Here is a 16797-nt window from a genome sequence, read left to right as displayed (position 1 = left end):
CGGGCCGAAGCACACCGCCGAGCCGCCCGCAGGGTCCGGGCAGCGCCCGGCAGACGGCCCGCACCGCACACCGCCGAGCACCCCGCAGGGGTACCGCTACGCGAGGTGACCCGTGTCGTTCCAGCGTTCCAGCGCCGGCGCCCCGTACGCCCAGCCCAGCACCGAGAGGGACGTCGGCTCCAGCCGGATGCGGGCACCGAAGGAGGCTTCGAAGCCCAGCCAGCGCGCGGCCAGCGTCCGCAGGATGTGCCCGTGCGCGAAGACCAGGACGTCGCGCTCCGCCGCACGGGCCCAGGCCACCACCTCGTCCGCGCGGGCCGCCACATCGGCGACGGACTCACCGCCCGGGACCCCGTCGCGCCAGATCAGCCAGCCCGGCCGGACGGCCTGGATCTCGGCCGGGGTCATGCCCTCGTAGTCGCCGTAGTCCCACTCCATCAGCGCGTCCCACGGCTCGGCCCGGGCGCCGAAGCCCGCCAGGTCGCAGCTCTCGCTCGCGCGCACGAGCGGGCTGGTGCGAACCTCCACGCCCGGCAGCCCCCGCCACGGGTCACGGGCCAGCCGCTCGCCGAGCAGCTTCGCGCCCAGCTTGCCCTCCTCCAGCATCGGCACGTCCGTGCGTCCGGTGTGCTTGCCGAGCTGGGACCACGCCGTCTGGCCGTGGCGGGCCAGCAGGATGCGGGGGGCCATGTGAATTCTCCCGGTTCGTTCGAGGTCCGTCCATCATCCATCACCCGCCTCCACGGCCGGTTTCCGCACTAGGTCCACGATTGTCAGTGGCGGATGGGACACTTCCGCGGGTGAGCTCCTACCCGCCCAGCAGCCCCGCGCAGCCGACGACTCTGCGGCAGCGGCTCGCCGGTCTGCGCGGCCCCGCCGTGCCGCCCCGTCCGCTCGACGCCCGGGCACTGGCGGCCCTCGCCGCCAATCCCGGCTGCGGCAGACGCGCCCTGCTCGACGGCGCGGGCGTGGACAAGACCGCCCTCGCCTCGGCGCTCGGCTCGCCCGCCTCCTTCGGGCAGTCGCAGTTCGCCATAGTCCGCGGGAACTCCTTCGAGGCCAAGGTCAAGGGCGACGGCGGAGCCGAGCTGCTGCGGCTGGTGCACGCGCACCTCGCGCCCACCGCCGAGCCTCCCGGGTCCCCCGGGGCCGGTGCCCGCGTCCCCGACCTGACCGCCGCCGGCCCCGAGGGCCGCGCCGCCCGGACCGCGCTCGCCCTGCGCGAGGCGACCGCCGCCGGCCGGGACAGCGGGTCCTGGACGCTGCTGGACCACCCGATGCTCGCCCTGGAGGTGGCCGGCTCCCCCGCCTACCTGGAGCCCGACGCCGTCGTCGTCCACCCCGACGGCCGCTGGACGGTCGTGGAGATCAAGTCGTTCCCGATGATCGACGGCGCCGCCGACGCCGCGAAGGTGGGCGCCGCCGCCCGGCAGGCCGCCGTCTACGTCCTGGCCCTGGAGAAGACCGCCGGGAAACTGCCCGGCGCCGAGGTCGGGCACACCGTGCTGCTGGTCTGCCCCAAGGACTTCTCCAACCTGCCCACCGCCTCCCCCGTCGACATCCGCCGCGAGCGCTCCGTGACCCGGCGCCAGCTGGACCGGCTGACCCGTGTCGAGGAGCTGGCCGCCGCCCTGCCCGAGGGCCTCAGCTTCGACCCGGCGACGCGGACCGCCGAGGAGCTCGCCCTGGCGGTGTCCGCGGTCGACGCCGCCTACGCCCCCGAGTGCCTGGCCGCCTGCGAGCTCGCCTTCCACTGCCGTGACCGGGCCCGCGCCGCCGACCAGGTCACCGCGCTGGGCCGGTCGGTACGGGGTGAGCTGGGCACGCTGACCACCGTCGAGGCCGCCCTCGCGGCGGCCGCCGGGGCCGGCTGCGCCGAGGATCCGACCGCCGCCGCGCTGCACCGCGCCGCCCGGCTGCGCGCCGAGGCCCTGGAACTGGCCGCCGCCCGTCCGCCGCACCCCGTCCCGGAGACCCCCGCATGCCCCTGCTGAGCACCCTGGCCCGGCTGGAGGCCGTACGCGCGGGCCGCGCCCAGCCGCTCGCGACCGTGCGGCACCGCCACCTGAGCGAGCGCCCGATGGTCTTCGTGCCGCTGACCACGGCCGGTGAGGCGGGCGCCCCGCTCGGCGCCATGGTCGGCACCGACCGGCACGAGCCGCGGGTGTTCGTGATACCCCAGCCGCGCGACCGCGACCGGCGCTGGGCCTTCCTCGCGGACCTCGCCGTACAGGTGCTGGCCCACATCGACGCGTACGCGGACGCCGTGGAGCCGGCCGAGCGCAGCGAGACCGACCCGGAGACGGGCAAGCGGGTCAAGGTCGAGACGGAGCTGTGCGTGGACGCGCCGCAGCTGATCGTGCCGAGCCGGGCGGGCATCGAGTACGTACGGCTGCTGGGGCGCTCGATGCGGTTCCGGCGCACCGCCGAGGAGGACCCGGACAATCCGTATCCGGCGCCCTCGCAGGTGCCGATGCTCGGCCGCTGGTTCACCCACCTCGCCGAGCGCTCGCGGGTGCCCGGCTCCTCGATGCTGCTGTCGGCCACGGACCTGCTGTCCCGGCACTGGGCGACCGGCCAGAGCAATCTGGAGGACCAGCACCTGGGCGCGCTCCTGGGCTGGATCGACCCGCCCGAGGGCCGGTCGGGCGTCGAGGAGGCCCACCGGGCCGAGCTGGGCCGTGACAAGGACGGTCAGCTGCTGTGCCCGCCCGCCGGTCCGGCCACCGACCCGGCTTTCGACAACAAGCTGCTGGCTCCCGCCATCGCCCGCTACGACGCCGCGCGCACGGCCCTGGCGGCCGGGCCCGGCGACGACGACCGCCATGTCCGGGCGGCCGAGCAGGAGGTGCACCGGCTGGTCGAATCCCAGCTGTCGGGCACCTGGTCGAAGACGTGGGAGGCGATCGACCTGCTGCGCGCCCTGCCGCCGGGCGAGCGTGCGGAGGAACGCTGGACGCGCGACCGCTGGTCCTACACCGGCCACCGGGACCGCGTACGGGCGGGCGAGCCGCCGCAGCCGCGCCGCGACGATGCGGTGACGGCGGCCCAGAAGCTGGCCACGCGGGAGACCGAACAGGTGCGGCTCGACGCCCAGGAGGCCCTGGACGACCCGCTGGTGATGGCGGGCCGGCGGCTGGCGGGCGAGGCTTTCGCCGGTGAGGTCACCGAGGTGGTGATGGAGTGGACGGAGTCGAAGCGGCCGAGTCCGCGCCCGCTGGTGACCGTGGTGACGGAGGACCGGCCGCAGCTCGCCGACGAGGGCGGCGGAAAGGTGTTCCGTTCGCTGGACGGGCGCCCGCAGAGCGCACAGTTCGTCCGCTTCGAGGAGGACGGGCGGCTGGTGCTGCGGCTCCTCGACAAGATGGGCCGCGGCCGGGACCCCGAACCGGGGACAGTCCCGGAGAAGGGCGACCGGCTCTGCTGGACGCTCTTCGAGCACGACGCGCGCGGCGGCCCGAAGCTGCCGGAGCCCGAGCAGACCCCGTGGACGCACGGCGGCCCGCCGGGATCGGCGGGCGCCCTTCCCCTGCCCGACTCCGTGACCGACGAGGACCTGCTGTGACCACGACCGCTCCCTTCGACCCGGGCGCGGCGGCCGCCCGGGCGACCGCCGCGATCCTGGCCGACACCCTGCACGGGACCGAGCGGGGCGTGGTCGTCGACTCCCCGCCCGGTGCCGGCAAGTCCACGCTCGTGGTCCGGGCGGCCCGGGAGCTGGCCGCGGCCGGACGCCGGCTGATGGTGGTGGCGCAGACCAACGCGCAGGTCGATGACCTGGTGCTGCGCCTCGCCGACAAGGACCCGGAGCTGAAGGTGGGCCGGCTGCACAGCAGTGACGGGGACGCCTACGACCCGGCGCTGCGCGAGCTGCCCTCGGTCACCCTCTCGGCGAAGCCGAAGGACCTGGCGGAGCTGCCGATCACCATCTCCACGGCGGCGAAGTGGGCCTTCGTCAAGGATGTGGAGCCCTGGCAGCACGCCATCGTCGACGAGGCGTACCAGATGCGCTCGGACGCGCTGCTGGCCGTGGCCGGGCTGTTCGAGCGGGCGCTGTTCGTGGGCGATCCGGGGCAGTTGGACCCGTTCAGCGTGGTGGGCGCGGAGCAGTGGGCGGGCCTGTCCTACGACCCCTCCGCCTCGGCGGTGAGCACCCTGCTGGCGCACAACCCGCAACTGCCGCAGCACCGGCTGCCGGTGTCCTGGCGGCTCCCGGCGACGGCGGCGCCGCTGGTCTCCCGTGCCTTCTACCCGTACACGCAGTTCCGCAGCGGTACGGGCCCGGGCGAGCGGCGGCTGTCGTACGGGGTGGCCTCGGACGGGTCGGGCCCGGACCGGGTGCTGGACGAGGCGGCCGAGGCGGGCTGGGGCCTGCTGGAGCTGCCCGCGCGGCACACCCCGCGCACCGACCCGGAGGCGGTGCGGGCGGTGGCCCTGGTGGTCCGCCGGGCGCTGGACCGCGGGGCGGTGACCTCGGACGAGCAGTCCCCGGACCCGGCCCCGCTGACGGCGGACCGGATCGCGGTCGGCACGGCCCACCGCGACCAGGCGGCCGCGGTCCGGGCGGCGCTGGCCTCGCTCGGGGTCACGGGGGTCACGGTGGACACCGCGAACCGGCTCCAGGGCCGCGAGTACGACCTCACGGTGGTCCTCCACCCGCTGTCGGGCCGCCCGGACGCGACGGCCTTCCACCTGGAGACGGGCCGCCTGTGCGTGCTGGCTTCCCGGCACCGGCACGCGTGCGTGGTGGTGGCCCGGGCGGGCATAGCGGAGCTGCTGGACGACCATCCGTCGACGGAGCCGGTCCAGCTGGGCGTGACGGTCAAATTCCCGGACGGCTGGGAGGCGAACCACTCGGTGCTGGCCCATCTGGCCGAGCACCGCGTCCCCTGGCGGCCTTAGGGAAGGCCCTCAGGGCGCGGTCACTTCGTCCAGGAGCATCCGCGGCGTAGCCGGGACTGAGCGCCCTGGCCGTGGTGCGTCTCAGCGGTCGCCGGTTGCGTCGCCCTGGAGTTCGGCGACGGACCCTGGCCGTGCCGGTCCGCCCGGCTGGGAGGGTGGATTCGGAGATCCGCCCATTCGGGCGCTTGATCCCGAATGCACTCAAGGTGAGACTCTCCTGGCATGAAACTCACGGAAACCTGGCGTCAGGAGTGGACGCCGGGGTGGACCTCGTTCGTCCGCGTCCAGGTGAGCGATGTGTTGTACCTGCTGTCACACAAGGGCGAGTCGGGCGACGCCGCCCTGGACCGCATCACCGCCTGAGGCGACACCCGCGGCTCACGGTGTCCCGGAAACACCCCTTGCTTGGCCGTCAGCCCCTCGGCCGACGGCGCCGGCCTCCGTATCCCGTCCAGCAGTGCGCGAGACAGCGCCGATACGACCCGGCGCTCCTGAGCAATTGACGAAAGGGTGGCGAACGTCCATGACCATTTCCGAGGACGTTTCCCGTGAGGCCGGTGCACAATTCGACTTCGTGCGCAGCTTCATCCACGGCGACGTCCAACAACAGAGGCTTCACTATCACCTCCTGCGGCTGACCACTGCCGGCCTTACCCAGGAGGAGGTGGAGGACCTGCGTGAGCTCGCTCGCCTCGCCTTCGAGGATGCCGATGTCACGGAGCAGTCAACCAAGATCAAGCAGCGGGCCGGCGCCAGCGCCCTCGCGGTGGCACTCGTGGACATCGTCGAGCGAGGCGACCCCCGACCACAGGTGATGGTTGGCGCAGTTCTCGGCGCATACGCAGGTCTCCGCAGCGTTCCGGGCATGGACGACTCGACCGTGGCTGTTCTCGGGGCAATCGGTGGTGCAATCTCCGGAGCAATCAGTCCCATCGTCTTCGAAAGAATCGAAGCAGTGGGCTGGGAGCGTTACCTCAGCGCGCCGCACTGATACTGCGCCCCGCATGGATCGCCGGCGACTTCCGGTCGAAGGATCGCGCACATTCGTCCAGGGTCCGTAGCCGCACTCCAGGGCTGATGGTGCATCCTCGCTCGATGAGCAGGGGTCGCACCTCACCGATGACCCGGGTCGACATGACGGGGCTCTTCCACTGCACCCGGACAGCGCTGCCCCATCCGGTCGAGGCCGCGACCCGAGGCGCTGCCCCGGGTCGCGGATGCCGTGAACATCGGCCCAGTCTCGGGACGGTCACGCCTTCCGGCGGGCGCCCAGGCGTTCGCGGAGCACCTCGCCGACCTCGGCCAGGGTGCGCAGCTGGTCCGGTGTCAGCGCGTCGATCAGGTGGCGGCGGACGGATTCCACGTGGAGCGGGGCCGCCTCCGTGATCAGGGTGACGCCGGCGCCGGTGAGGACCACCTCCGCCCCGCGGCCGTCGGTGGCCACCTCCTCGCGGCGGACGGCGCCGCGCTGCTCCATGCGGGTGAGCTGATGGGACAGCCGGCTGCGGGACCAGCGCATCAGCTCGGCCAGGGCGCTGATGCGCATACGGTGGCCGTTCGTGGAGCCGAGTACCGACAGGACGTCGTAGTCGGCCTCGGAGAGTCCGCTGTCCTGCGTGAGGTCGCGCGCGATCTCGGCGTTGACCAGCGGGAACATCCGCCGCCACGCGTACCAGGCGTCCTGTTCGGACTCGGTGAGCCAGCGGGGCCCGGGCTCCGGTGCGGGGGTCATGTCCGCCACTCTAGCCAGGTCGGTGACACATCACTTATCTGGTTGACATGTCATTCAGATCCTGGGTTTCATTAGGTGACACATCAACAACTGCACCGAACGGGAAGTCCTGACCATGACCCGCCTGCACGTCATCTCCGCCGCCACCCGCCCCACCTCCGCCGGCCGCCCGCTCGCCCGCTGGGTCACCGAGCAGGCCCGCGAGCGCGGCGGCTTCGACGTCACCTCCGTCGACCTCGCCGAGATCGCCCTGCCCTTCCTCGACGAGCCCGAATACGCCTCCACCGGCAACTACGCGCATCAGCACACCCGCGACTGGAGCGCCCTGGTCGACTCGGCCGACGCCTTCCTCTTCGTCCTGCCGATGTACAACGGCGGCTTCACCGCCCCCTTCAAGAACGCCATCGACTTCCTCTACAACGAGTGGAAGGGCAAGCCGGTCGGCATCGTCAGCTACAGCGCCGGCCCCACGGGCGGCGCTCCGGCCTCCGAGATGCTGCTGCCGGTCCTCACCCGCCTCGGCATGCTGCCCGCCGAGCGCTCCATCGCGATCCCGGGCATCCCCAAGCTGCTCGGCCCCGAGGGCTTCCAGGCCCCGGAGACGCTCGCGGGCGAGCTCGCCGGGGTCCTGGACGACGTGGCCGAACTGGCGGCGCGCCGCGCCGCCGAGGCCGTCACGGTGTGAGCAGACTCCCCACCAGGTGGTCGTACGCGGCGTGCGCGTGCAGCCGTACGCCGGTGAGCAGCGCGTCGGCGGCGGCGTAGAAGGCGGGGTGGTGGTTGCCCACCACCCCGCACCCGCCCCGGCACCGCGACGGGCTCGCCGGCCGCCGGGTCCAGGGCGGTGTCCTGGACGTCGAGCATCACGTACAGCCCGCCGAAACGGGAGACCGGCTCCGAGACGTCGTCGTAGCCGAGGGTGCCGCCCATCCCCACCACCCGGTCCGCGCCCGCGACCCGGGTGAGGGTGAGGAGGTGTGCGACTGACGGCCGGTCAGCGCAATGAAGCTCGGGCTTGCGGTGCAGATGCCGGCGCCAGCCGATCACCTGTGCGACTCCCTCGCCACTGAGCCTGTCGATCTGCTCGTGCGTCTCATCGGCCGTACGGGTGTTCCAGCCCATCGCGCAGGGGTCTTGCGCGGCGTTGGACAATGGACGGTGGCCCGGAATCACTTCGCACGCGCAGCAGGAGGACACGCATGGCAGAGCCCGAGCGGACCGAGCGGCGGCTGCGGCCGGCGCCTCTGCTCTTCGAGCCCTCGGAGGCCGTGGCGGACCCGGAGCACTTCTTCGACCTGGAGTCGATCGAGGACCCGCGGGAGCTGCTGGCCCGTGCGACCGAGCTGACGCTGGCCTTCCGGGCCGCGCAGGAGCGGGCGGTGGAGTTCCAGGCGCTGGCGGCGGCTCAGCTGGCGGATCCCCGCCGGTTCGACCGGCTCTCGCCGGCCCTGATCGCCGAGCAGGCGGAGTGGACCGAGGACTACGCCCGCAAGATGATCGAATTCGGCGAAAGCCTCCAGCGCGGCGCGGGTACGCCGTAGACCCCGGAGGGGCTGGACATCCAGCCCCGCCCGGCGTGCGAGGAGCGCACCATACTCCGGTGACAGCCCTGCCGTCCCCGTTTTCGGTAACTCGCGGATACTGCTTCGCTACGGCGGGTAGACAGTGGCATATGACGACGCTGACGAAGGCTCCCGGCTGCACCGCCCTCCACGCGCGCGGCGAGCGCACCCGCACCGCACCCGCCACCCACGTCACGCCTCAGGGCGCCGCCTGGCTCACCTCCGCGGCCTCCCACCCCCGGCGCACCCTCGCGGTGTGGGAGGCGCGGCCCGGGCTGCCCGCCACGCTGCCCTGCGGCGACCCCTTCGATGTCGTCAACGTCCCGCTCGTCCTCGGGCGCCGCATCCTCGACCTGCTGTGGGCCGAGGGCCCCGGCTCCGGGCCGGTCGCCGTGCACCGCGGCCGGATGCTGCTCTTCGCCGCCCCCGGCACCGCGCACCGGCTGCCCGCCCTGCTGGCGTGGGAGGAGTGGGGCGGCTCCCGCACCGCCCCAGCGCCGCTGTGCCACGGCCGCGGCGACGCCGTCACCGTGCCGCCGCTGGCCGCCACGCCCGGGCAGTCCCGGTGGCTGGTGGCCCCTGACGCGCGCGAGCCCTGGCTTCCCGGGCCCGAGGCCCTGCTCTGGGCCTTCGTACGGGCGGCCCGCAGCCCCGCACCGACGGGACCTGGGGATATCGATTTTTCGTTCCGCGGATCCTCCTGCTAATGTCTTCCTCGTCAGCAAGCGCCGCTAGCTCAGTTGGTTAGAGCAGCTGACTCTTAATCAGCGGGTCCGGGGTTCGAGTCCCTGGCGGCGCACAGCGAGGCAAACGTCAGAGGCCGCTCTTCCTTCGGGAAGGGCGGCCTTCGGCGTTCCTGCGGCCGTTGCCGGCGAGAGGCCGTGGCCGACCTTCAGGAGCCCGCATGGTCGGATCGGGTTGTGGTCTACGTTGTACGGGTCGCGCGCACCAACCGAGGAAGCACTCATGACTGGCAAGAGCGATCTGTGGGAAGCCCTGGCCGGTGAGCATGCGGCCGCTCTTCGAAACCTTGGCGTCCAGGTCCGGTACGCGGCAGGAGACGTGATCCTGCGCGAGCACGAGCCGTCGTCGCACGCGGTCCTGCTGCAGGAGGGCATCGCCAAGATCGTGGTCACCGCGGAGACCGGCCACGAGGTCATCCTGGGGCTCCGCGAAGGCCCCGACATCGTGGGCGAGATGGCGGCGCTGGACGGCCAGCCGCGGTCCGCCTCGGTGATCGCGAAGACCGACGTCACGACGACCATCGTCACCGCCGCCCAGCTCAACGGCTTCCTGGAGACGCACCCGGAGGTCCTGCGCACCTTGGTGCGCATCCTGATGACCCGTCTGCGCCAGTCGGACCAGGCCCGCTTGGACATGGCGTCCCAGAACGTCCTGCAGCGGATCGCAACGCAGCTCGTCACCCTCGCCGAGCAGCTCGGTACGCCCTCGGGCGGCCCGGATTCCCCGTCGCTGACCTTGCCCGTGACCCAGAGCGAACTGGCGGCGATGATCGGGGCGTCCCGCGAGGCCGTCGCCAAGGCCCTGAACCTGCTGCGCAACCAGGACCTGGTCACCACCAGCCGCGGCCGGATCGCCGTCATCGACCTTCCGGCCCTGCAGGTCCTGGCCGACGACAACTGACCGGACTGGTAATTTTCACACTTCTTCCGTGTAGGACTGACAGTGTGTTAGCGTAACCGTATGCACATGCCCGTGCGCAAGACCTTCCTGGGCCTCGACATCGTGGGCTTCACCCGATCCGATCGCACCGACAGCGCCTGTCTGGCGATGCGGCGGGTCCTGTACGACGCCCTGGCCACCGGACTCCGGAAGGCAGACATTCCACCTGCGGCCTGCGAGATGCTCGACCGCGGGGACGGCATCATGAGCCTTCTCGATGCCGTCGTCGAACCCGGCCTCGTCGTCGACACCGTCGTGCCGGCGCTGGCCGCAGCGCTCCACGACCACAACGCGGCGGCCGTACGCCAGGAACAGATACAGCTGCGCGCCGTCCTGCACACGGGAATGACGCTCCAGGACGAGAGGGGCCACGTCGGCAGGGACATCAGCCATGCCTTCCGGCTCCTGGACGCTCCCGAGCTCCGGCTCGCCCTGGCCGGCGGCCGCGGCGAACTCGTCCTGGCGGTGACCGATGCGACCTGGCTCCGGCTGGGGCCGGATCAGCACCGCCTGCCCCTCGGCCCGTTCCGTCGCACTCTGCTCAGCACGAAGGAAGCCGCCGTTCAGGCCTGGGTGGCGATCGTGTCGCCCGGCCCGCTTCCGGCCGGCTGACCGCTCTCCGCTCTCCGCTCTCCGACCGTTCCGCACGGCGGGTGTGCTGCGCCCCGGCCAAGGAAACGCAGCCCACCTCACCGCTCAGTCACGCCCAGAGATGAGGACACGACGTCATGGACACTACCCCGACCTGGCCTGACGGCCGGCCCCACGACGAGCAGCAGCCCGAGCCGCAGTCCGCCTGGCGGATCGCCAACCTGCCCGTACCGCTTCCCCGCAACGCGACGAAGGCCGTCGCCCATTACCGGGGCATGGCACCCGCCGGCCTCGCCGTCTACATCCCGTTCGGCGATGTCCACGGTGAGAACCTCTGGGCGCTGGTGATCGTGATCGCCATCCTGGTGGTGGCGGACATCGCCGTCACCTGGCGACGCGCCGCCCCCGCATAGCCCCCTGGGGACCGCGCACGGACGGCGAAGAAGGCCCCCACGCGTGTGGGGGCCTTCTTCGCCGTCCCGCGGAGCGCCCGGCAGAGCGCTCCGCGGTCACGTCGTGATCTTCACCGTGTACGCGCCCGACCGGGTGCGGTCCGCCACCTCGATGGTGATCCGCTCCCCCGGCACGGTGTACGTCTCGCCCACCTCCAGCGGCGCGTCCGCCAGCGGCGGGTACACCGAGCGGTCCCAGCACGCCTCCGTCGACGGGTGCGCGTCCAGCACCTCGATCGGGCCGCCGCCCGACGAGGCCTCGTTGCGCACCCGGTAGACCAGGACGCCTTCCGTGCAGGTGTCCCCGTCGTTGCCGGCGGAGCCCCGCGCCTCGACGGCGATCGCACTGCCGGGGCCCGTACGGATCACCGCGAGCCGGGTGCCGCCCGTTCCGCCGCTCGGCGGGGCCTGGGCCAGCGGCTGCAGGGTGTGCAGCGAGGAGCCCGACTGCACGCAGTCGACCTGGGAGGCGTCCAGCCAGCCCAGCTTCCACTTGTGCCAGGCGAAGAGGTCCGGGGCCATGCCGAACTGGCTGCCCATGACGTCCCAGTCCCCGACGTACGTGTCCCAGTCACCCTTGCCGTCCGTGGGCCGGTGGTAGAGGTCGGGCAGGTCGAAGACGTGCCCGGTCTCGTGGGCCAGCACGTTCCGGTCCGGCGGGTGGCGCTCGAAGACGGTGACGATCCGCCGCAGTTCCGTGCCGTCCGCGACGATCGGGTTCTCGAAGTTGACGACCTTCGTGGCGTCGGAGTCCACGCCGGGCGCGTCCGGGTCGGCGACGAAGTAGACGACGTCGTACTTGCGGAAGTCCACCTGGGCGTCGGCGGTGGCGACCGCGTCCCGCAGGTAGGAAGCCCGGTCCCCGGCGGCCCAGTCCCGCTTTATCCCGTACGCGGTGGACGGCTTGGGCATCTGGATCCACTGCTTCTGCGGGTGCGGGACCAGCCGGAACCTCCCGTACGAGGCCTGCTCGAAGAAGTCGCTGGTGGCGGGGAAGTAGTCGCCGACGATCTCCTCGGTCTTCAGGGCGCTGCGGTGGTCGGGGAAGGAGAGGAAGACCATGACGGCGTTGAGTGTGCGCTCGGGTTTGGGGTAGGCGCCGTTCCAGGTGTCCAGGCCGAGGGAGTGGTGCGCCGAGGTACGGGTCAGCGCACAGGGTGCGGATCCCGAGTCGGCCACCGCGGGACCGGCGACGAGCGACATGGCGGCGAGCGCCGTCAGGGAGGTGAGCGCCGCGGCGGTACTTCTGATGGAGCGTTCCACTCCCCCGGGTGTCTGCTGTCGCGCCACATCGACCTCCGGTGGTGGATTCGTGCCTGTTCATCCACCTTGAGGCGATTGTCTTACTAATGCCCTGTTCCGCTGCCCCACACGGGTGAGTAATACGGCAAGTCGGTGACCCTCGAACTTCACGCCTCTGCCTACAGAACGTCACGACCGATCACCTGAGATCAGCAGGGGCCCCCTCATGCTCAGAGCCGTGCAGAAACGATCGCCCGGTCTTGCGCCACCGATCCGTCATCACGCCGAACTGAACCGTCTCAACCGGTGGCGCCGCTGGATAGGGCCTCCCGGCAGCCTCTATGATCGGCACACTTTCCTGCGCGGACACTCACGAACACTGCGGGAGCCAACGGTGAGCGGAACCTCAGAAGGAACCGGTTCGGCGGCCGACAGCAACCGATCGGCCATTACGGAGCGTCACCCGGCAGTGCCGGCAGTGCCGTCGGCATCGGCCACCCAGGCCGCGCCGGCGTCGTCGTACCGCGCCGACTCCGACCTGCGCGACTACCGGGCCGCGTTCAACGCGGCCCACCTCGCCATGGCCGTCGTCGACCGCGAGGGCTACGTGGTCGCCGCCAACCAGGCCTTCGCCGGGCTGCTCGGCAGCGAACCCCACGCGCTCGTCCACCGGTCCGCCGCCGACCTGGTCGACCTGGCCGCGGAGGCCCGCACCTGGGCCGCGTACCAGGAGGTGCTCCGCGGCCGGCAGGCCCGGCTGCGCTGCACCCGCCGCCTCAAGCACCCCGACGGGCACTCGCTCTGGACCGAGGTCACGCTCGGACCCGTCCCCGGCACCGGGGACGTCCTGCTGTCGGTGGCCGACATCAGCGACCGCCGCGACCTCCAGGCCCGCCTGCGCCACCTCCAGATGCACGACCCGGTCACGCGCCTGCCGAACCGCGCCCTGTTCTTCGAGCGGCTCTCCTCCGCCCTGGAGGCCGCCTCGTACGAACACGGCGGCGGCACCGGCCGGATCGGGCTGTGCTACCTGGACCTCGACGGGTTCAAGGCCGTCAACGACACCCTCGGCCACCGGGTCGGCGACCGGCTGCTGACCGCCGTCGCCGCCCGGCTCACCCAGTGCGCCGACCAGTCCGGCTACGGGCGCACCGGCGGGCACCTGGTCGCGCGCCTCGGCGGTGACGAGTTCGCCCTGCTGGTCGAGGACTCCACCGGCACCGAACAGCTCGCCGACCTGGCGCGGAGCGTTCTCGCCGCCGTACAGGAACCTTTCGACCTGGCCGGGCAGCGGCTGTCCGTCTCCGCCTCGATCGGGGTCGTGGAGCGGACGGCGGCCGGCACCTCGGCGACCGGCCTGATGCAGGCCGCCGACACGACCCTGTACTGGGCCAAGGCGGACGGCAAGGCCCGCTGGACGCTGTTCGACCCGGAGCGCAACGCGCACCGGATGACCCGCCAGGCACTCTCCTCCACGCTCCGGCCGGCCGTGGAACGGGGAGAGTTCGAGCTGGAGTACCAGCCACTGGTGGACCTGGAGAGCGGCGCGGTGCGCGGGGTCGAGGCCCTGGTGCGCTGGAACCACCCGCAATTCGGCACACTCACGCCGAATCGGTTCATCGGGATCGCCGAAGAGGACGGGTCCATCGTCCAGTTGGGACAGTGGGTGCTGCGGACCGCCTGCCGGCAGGCCCGCCGCTGGCAGATCGAACAGCCCAGTGACTCCCCCGTCTTCGTGTCGGTGAACGTCGCCGTCCGGCAGGTCTGGGACTCGGATCTGGTCGGCGATGTCGCGGAGATCCTGGCCGAGACGGGCCTCGCCCCACAGCTGCTGCAGCTGGAGCTGACCGAGTCGGCGGTGATGGGCTCGGCCGGACGTCCCCTCCAGGCCCTTCAGGCCCTCAGCGACATGGGCGTGCGGATCGCGATCGACGATTTCGGCACCGGCTACTCGAATCTCGCCTACCTCAGCAGGCTTCCTGTATCAGTTCTGAAACTGGACGGTTCGTTCGTGCGCGGATTCCGCTACGAGGAGGGCACGCACCCGAACCCGGCCGACGAGACGATCGTCGAAGCCCTGGTCCAGCTCGCCCACCGGCTCGGCCTGACGGTGACCGCGGAGTGCGTGGAGACCGCGGGGCAGGCCGCGCGGCTGCGGCGCGTCGGCTGCGACACGGGCCAGGGCTGGCTCTACTCGCGGGCGGTGGCCCCGGAGCGGATCGCCGAGATGATCGGCACCAAGCCGGGTGCGGAGAACCGCCTCTAGCGGCATTCCACTTCCCTGTTCTGCGTTCACTTTGATGCTATTTGGGCGTTGGACAGGCCGAAATCCCCTTGAAACGATCACCGGGCAAAGGCTTTTGACCAACTTCCGTGATCCATGGGGGAACACCAGTATGAAGCTCACCCGTACCGCGCTCGCCCTGACCGCCGGCGCCCTCGCCCCGGCCCTGCTGCTCGCCACCCCGTCCCTCGCCACCGCCGCGCCGGTCAAGGCGTCGGTCACGGCTCCGGCGAGCGCGGTGCTGGGCTCCGACACGGAGAACGCCGTCGCCATCGCCAAGATCCTGGCGGACCCGGCGAGCGGCAAGGCCGTGATCCGCGAGGCCAACGCGGCCCTCAGCGGCACCCCGGCCGACCGCGTGGCCTTCCTGACCACGGGCTTCGCGAAGGCTCAGGACGAGGACAACAGGGTCGCCATCGCCAAGATCCTCGCCGGCAAGCCGGGCAAGGCGGTCATCCGCGAGGCCGGCAAAGCCCTCGACGGCACCACGGCCGACCGCATCGCCTTCCTCGCCACCGGCCTCGCCAAGGCCCAGGACGAGGACAACCGCGTCGCCATCGCCAAGATCTACGGTGACCCGGCCTCGGGCAAGGGCGTCAAGCGCGAGGCCATCAAGGCCTTCAACGGCACCGCCGCCGACCGTGCCGCGTTCCTGAAGACCGGCCTGCGGCTGGCCCAGGCCGAGGACGACCGGGTGGAAGTCGCCCGGATCCTGGCCCGCCCCGGCATCAGCCCGGCCCTGTACGCGGCGGCCCAGAAGGTCGTGGACGGCACCCCGGAGGAGCTGCGCTACTTCATCACGGTCGGCCAGTTCCAGGTCTGACCGCCGCGAGCGGCCGCAAGGACCCGTAACCCGTAGGTGAAGGCCGGACCGCCCATCGGGCGGTCCGGCCTTCACCTACGTGGCCCTCCGGCCCGGCCGGCTATCCGCTCACGACCTTGTCGTAGCGCAGGGCGACGTAGCCCGAGGCGGCGTGGCCGGCGATGCGGCCGTCGGTGCCGCCGTTGAGGTAGTCCTGACCGCGCATCATGTCGTCGTTGGTGTTGGCCTCGTGGATGTACGAGAACTTCCCGGCGGCCTTGTCGACCCACTTCTCGAAGAGCACCACGTGCCCGTCCAGGGTGTTCAGCGCGTCGCCGGGCTGGAGGTCGGACTTGGAGATGGTGGCGGCGACGCCCGGCAGGCTCTGGGTCGTGTAGCTGGTATCGGCGTGCCAGACCATGGAGACGAAGCCGGAACAGTCGGTGCGGTAGGTGTGGTCGCCGTCCGGGTCGCTCGCGTAGGCACCCTGGTTGTAGGGGATGTCACGGCTCAGCCAGTTCGCGGCGCGGCTCATGATCTCGCTGCGGGCGATCTGTCCGCCCTTGGTGGAGGGGGTGGGGGTCGGGGGCGCCGGCGGCTGGTAGGTGCAGTCGTTGGCGAAGGCGGAGAGCAGGCTCTGGGTCCAGCCGCTCGCGTCGACCGGGTCGGCGGGGTGGTAGGCGATGTCGTCGCCCTTGCCGTCGGTGGGGTCGGCGTCGTGGTACCAGTACATCCCGCCGTTCGTACGGCCGTAGTAGAGGCCGCCGCCGGGCGAGACGAGGTTGTCGACCGCCGACCAGCCGGAGCTCTTGAGCACCGAACTCTCCCAGTCTCCGACGCCGTTGATCTGGTAGGAGAGCAGTCGGCCGTCGGCCGTGCTGGCGATCAGGACGTCGTCTCCGGCGGCGGCGAGCGTCTTGAGGACGAAGCCCGTGTCGATCACCGCGTGCTTGGCGATGTGGGCGGGCCCGCTGGGCTTGGCCTGGGAGACGTTGTAGCGGTGGAGCTCGCCGCCGACCGTGCCGTAGAGGTGACCGGCGCCGTCGTAGGTCAGCTTGTCGAAGGTCCAGCCGCTGTCCCAGATCTTGGTGACTCCGGCCAGGGCCAGGGCGCTGTCGTTGGTCTGGATGTCGACGCGGTACAGCTCGCCGGCCGTCGAGGTCACCAGGACGGTGTTGAAGTTGAGGGTGGCCATCGCCTTGGGCGTGAAGCCGAGGTTCGCGCCGATCAGGGTCTTGACGCGGTCGCCGGTGTTGGGGGCTATCGCCGTATAGGTGAGGCGTCCGTCGGGGAGGGTGCCGTAGACCGACACGTTGCCGCCGCAGATCGCGGCGGCCTGGGCCGGCGCCGAGGTGAGGGTGACCATGCCGAGGGTGGTGGCAGAGACGGCCAGGGTGGCGGCGAGGCGGCGCTTGAGGGACGACGAGGACATGGGTGTCTCCGGATTCTGGGCAGCCCTGACGTACGCGCGTCGGGCCGGGGAAGTGAGGGAGGAAGAAGGGGTGAGAGCGCGGGGAGCGGGCGCGGGTGGGCGTGCGCGGCTCGGG

17 protein-coding genes, 1 tRNA gene and 1 pseudogene are annotated in these 16797 nt (G+C 71.9%); 15 read left to right on the top strand and 4 right to left on the bottom strand.

Annotated features, from left to right (window positions below; all coding sequences use genetic code 11):
* Positions 1–96: 96 nt before the first annotated feature.
* Positions 97–690 carry a histidine phosphatase family protein gene (locus ACZ4YL_RS04030; RefSeq protein ID WP_376162635.1) on the bottom strand — a complete coding sequence of 198 codons (594 nt, stop codon included), beginning with the start codon at positions 688–690 and terminating at the stop codon, positions 97–99.
* Positions 691–800: 110 nt separating this feature from the next.
* Between ACZ4YL_RS04030 and ACZ4YL_RS04025 the strand changes: the two genes are divergently transcribed.
* The 5 genes from ACZ4YL_RS04025 to ACZ4YL_RS04005 all read left to right on the top strand — a co-directional run bounded on the left by ACZ4YL_RS04025 (position 801) and on the right by ACZ4YL_RS04005 (position 5893).
* On the top strand, positions 801–1994 hold the full coding sequence (locus ACZ4YL_RS04025) for a hypothetical protein (RefSeq protein ID WP_468113615.1): 1194 nt from the start codon (positions 801–803) through the stop codon (positions 1992–1994).
* Positions 1982–3565: a hypothetical protein gene (locus ACZ4YL_RS04020; protein WP_468113614.1), complete on the top strand. Its 1584-nt coding sequence runs from the start codon at positions 1982–1984 to the stop codon at positions 3563–3565. Before ACZ4YL_RS04025 ends, ACZ4YL_RS04020 begins: the two co-directional genes overlap by 13 nt.
* Positions 3562–4902, top strand: coding sequence for an AAA domain-containing protein (locus tag ACZ4YL_RS04015; protein ID WP_468113613.1), 1341 nt, complete (start codon positions 3562–3564; stop codon positions 4900–4902). The genes ACZ4YL_RS04020 and ACZ4YL_RS04015 overlap by 4 nt, the downstream gene beginning before the upstream one ends.
* A 222-nt stretch (positions 4903–5124) precedes the next feature.
* A complete protein-coding gene (locus ACZ4YL_RS04010) occupies positions 5125–5265 on the top strand; it encodes a hypothetical protein (protein ID WP_468113612.1) in 141 nt (46 codons plus the stop codon).
* A gap of 160 nt (positions 5266–5425) precedes the next feature.
* A complete protein-coding gene (locus ACZ4YL_RS04005) occupies positions 5426–5893 on the top strand; it encodes a hypothetical protein (protein WP_468113611.1) in 468 nt (155 codons plus the stop codon).
* Between the two features lie 258 nt (positions 5894–6151).
* On the opposite strand, the gene ACZ4YL_RS04000 is transcribed toward ACZ4YL_RS04005, so the two are convergent.
* Complete coding sequence (locus ACZ4YL_RS04000) at positions 6152–6634, bottom strand: MarR family winged helix-turn-helix transcriptional regulator (protein ID WP_468113610.1); 483 nt, start codon at positions 6632–6634, stop codon at positions 6152–6154.
* 115 nt (positions 6635–6749) lie between these two features.
* Between ACZ4YL_RS04000 and ACZ4YL_RS03995 the strand changes: the two genes are divergently transcribed.
* From ACZ4YL_RS03995 to ACZ4YL_RS03960, 8 genes and pseudogenes are all read left to right on the top strand, one after another.
* Complete coding sequence (locus tag ACZ4YL_RS03995; protein ID WP_468113609.1) at positions 6750–7319, top strand: NADPH-dependent FMN reductase; 570 nt, start codon at positions 6750–6752, stop codon at positions 7317–7319.
* A gap of 95 nt (positions 7320–7414) precedes the next feature.
* Positions 7415–7621 carry a hypothetical protein gene (locus tag ACZ4YL_RS03990; protein WP_468113608.1) on the top strand — a complete coding sequence of 69 codons (207 nt, stop codon included), beginning with the start codon at positions 7415–7417 and terminating at the stop codon, positions 7619–7621.
* A gap of 212 nt (positions 7622–7833) precedes the next feature.
* On the top strand, positions 7834–8175 hold the full coding sequence (locus ACZ4YL_RS03985) for a hypothetical protein (protein WP_301370906.1): 342 nt from the start codon (positions 7834–7836) through the stop codon (positions 8173–8175).
* A 131-nt stretch (positions 8176–8306) separates the two neighbouring features.
* Positions 8307–8931: pseudogene (locus ACZ4YL_RS03980) on the top strand (bifunctional DNA primase/polymerase).
* Positions 8922–8995: transfer RNA gene (locus tag ACZ4YL_RS03975), tRNA-Lys, on the top strand. Before ACZ4YL_RS03980 ends, ACZ4YL_RS03975 begins: the two are co-directional and overlap by 10 nt.
* 167 nt (positions 8996–9162) lie before the next feature.
* Entirely contained in the window at positions 9163–9840 is a 678-nt protein-coding gene (locus ACZ4YL_RS03970; protein WP_468113607.1) for a Crp/Fnr family transcriptional regulator, read from the top strand.
* Between the two features lie 60 nt (positions 9841–9900).
* Positions 9901–10491, top strand: a complete 591-nt coding sequence (locus ACZ4YL_RS03965) for a hypothetical protein (protein ID WP_468113606.1) — start codon at positions 9901–9903, stop codon at positions 10489–10491.
* A gap of 116 nt (positions 10492–10607) precedes the next feature.
* Positions 10608–10883 (top strand): hypothetical protein, encoded by a 276-nt coding sequence (locus ACZ4YL_RS03960; protein WP_468113605.1) that lies wholly within the window; start codon positions 10608–10610, stop codon positions 10881–10883.
* Positions 10884–10979: 96 nt separating this feature from the next.
* Here ACZ4YL_RS03960 and ACZ4YL_RS03955 read toward each other — a convergent pair whose 3' ends face one another.
* A complete protein-coding gene (locus tag ACZ4YL_RS03955) occupies positions 10980–12185 on the bottom strand; it encodes a M6 family metalloprotease domain-containing protein (RefSeq protein ID WP_468113604.1) in 1206 nt (401 codons plus the stop codon).
* Positions 12186–12558: 373 nt separating this feature from the next.
* Here ACZ4YL_RS03955 and ACZ4YL_RS03950 point away from each other — a divergent pair, with 373 nt between their 5' ends.
* Both ACZ4YL_RS03950 and ACZ4YL_RS03945 read left to right on the top strand, forming a co-directional pair.
* A complete protein-coding gene (locus ACZ4YL_RS03950; protein ID WP_468113603.1) occupies positions 12559–14430 on the top strand; it encodes a putative bifunctional diguanylate cyclase/phosphodiesterase in 1872 nt (623 codons plus the stop codon).
* A 130-nt stretch (positions 14431–14560) separates the two neighbouring features.
* Entirely contained in the window at positions 14561–15271 is a 711-nt protein-coding gene (locus tag ACZ4YL_RS03945; RefSeq protein WP_468113602.1) for an ALF repeat-containing protein, read from the top strand.
* A 100-nt stretch (positions 15272–15371) separates the two neighbouring features.
* Here ACZ4YL_RS03945 and ACZ4YL_RS03940 read toward each other — a convergent pair whose 3' ends face one another.
* Positions 15372–16682 carry a tachylectin-related carbohydrate-binding protein gene (locus ACZ4YL_RS03940; RefSeq protein ID WP_468113601.1) on the bottom strand — a complete coding sequence of 437 codons (1311 nt, stop codon included), beginning with the start codon at positions 16680–16682 and terminating at the stop codon, positions 15372–15374.
* Positions 16683–16797 lie beyond the last annotated feature (115 nt).

This window comes from Streptomyces sp. NPDC030021 (assembly GCF_055574035.1).
The sequence above is the reverse complement of the archived record's forward strand: the minus strand, read 5'-3'. Positions and strand labels throughout refer to the sequence as shown.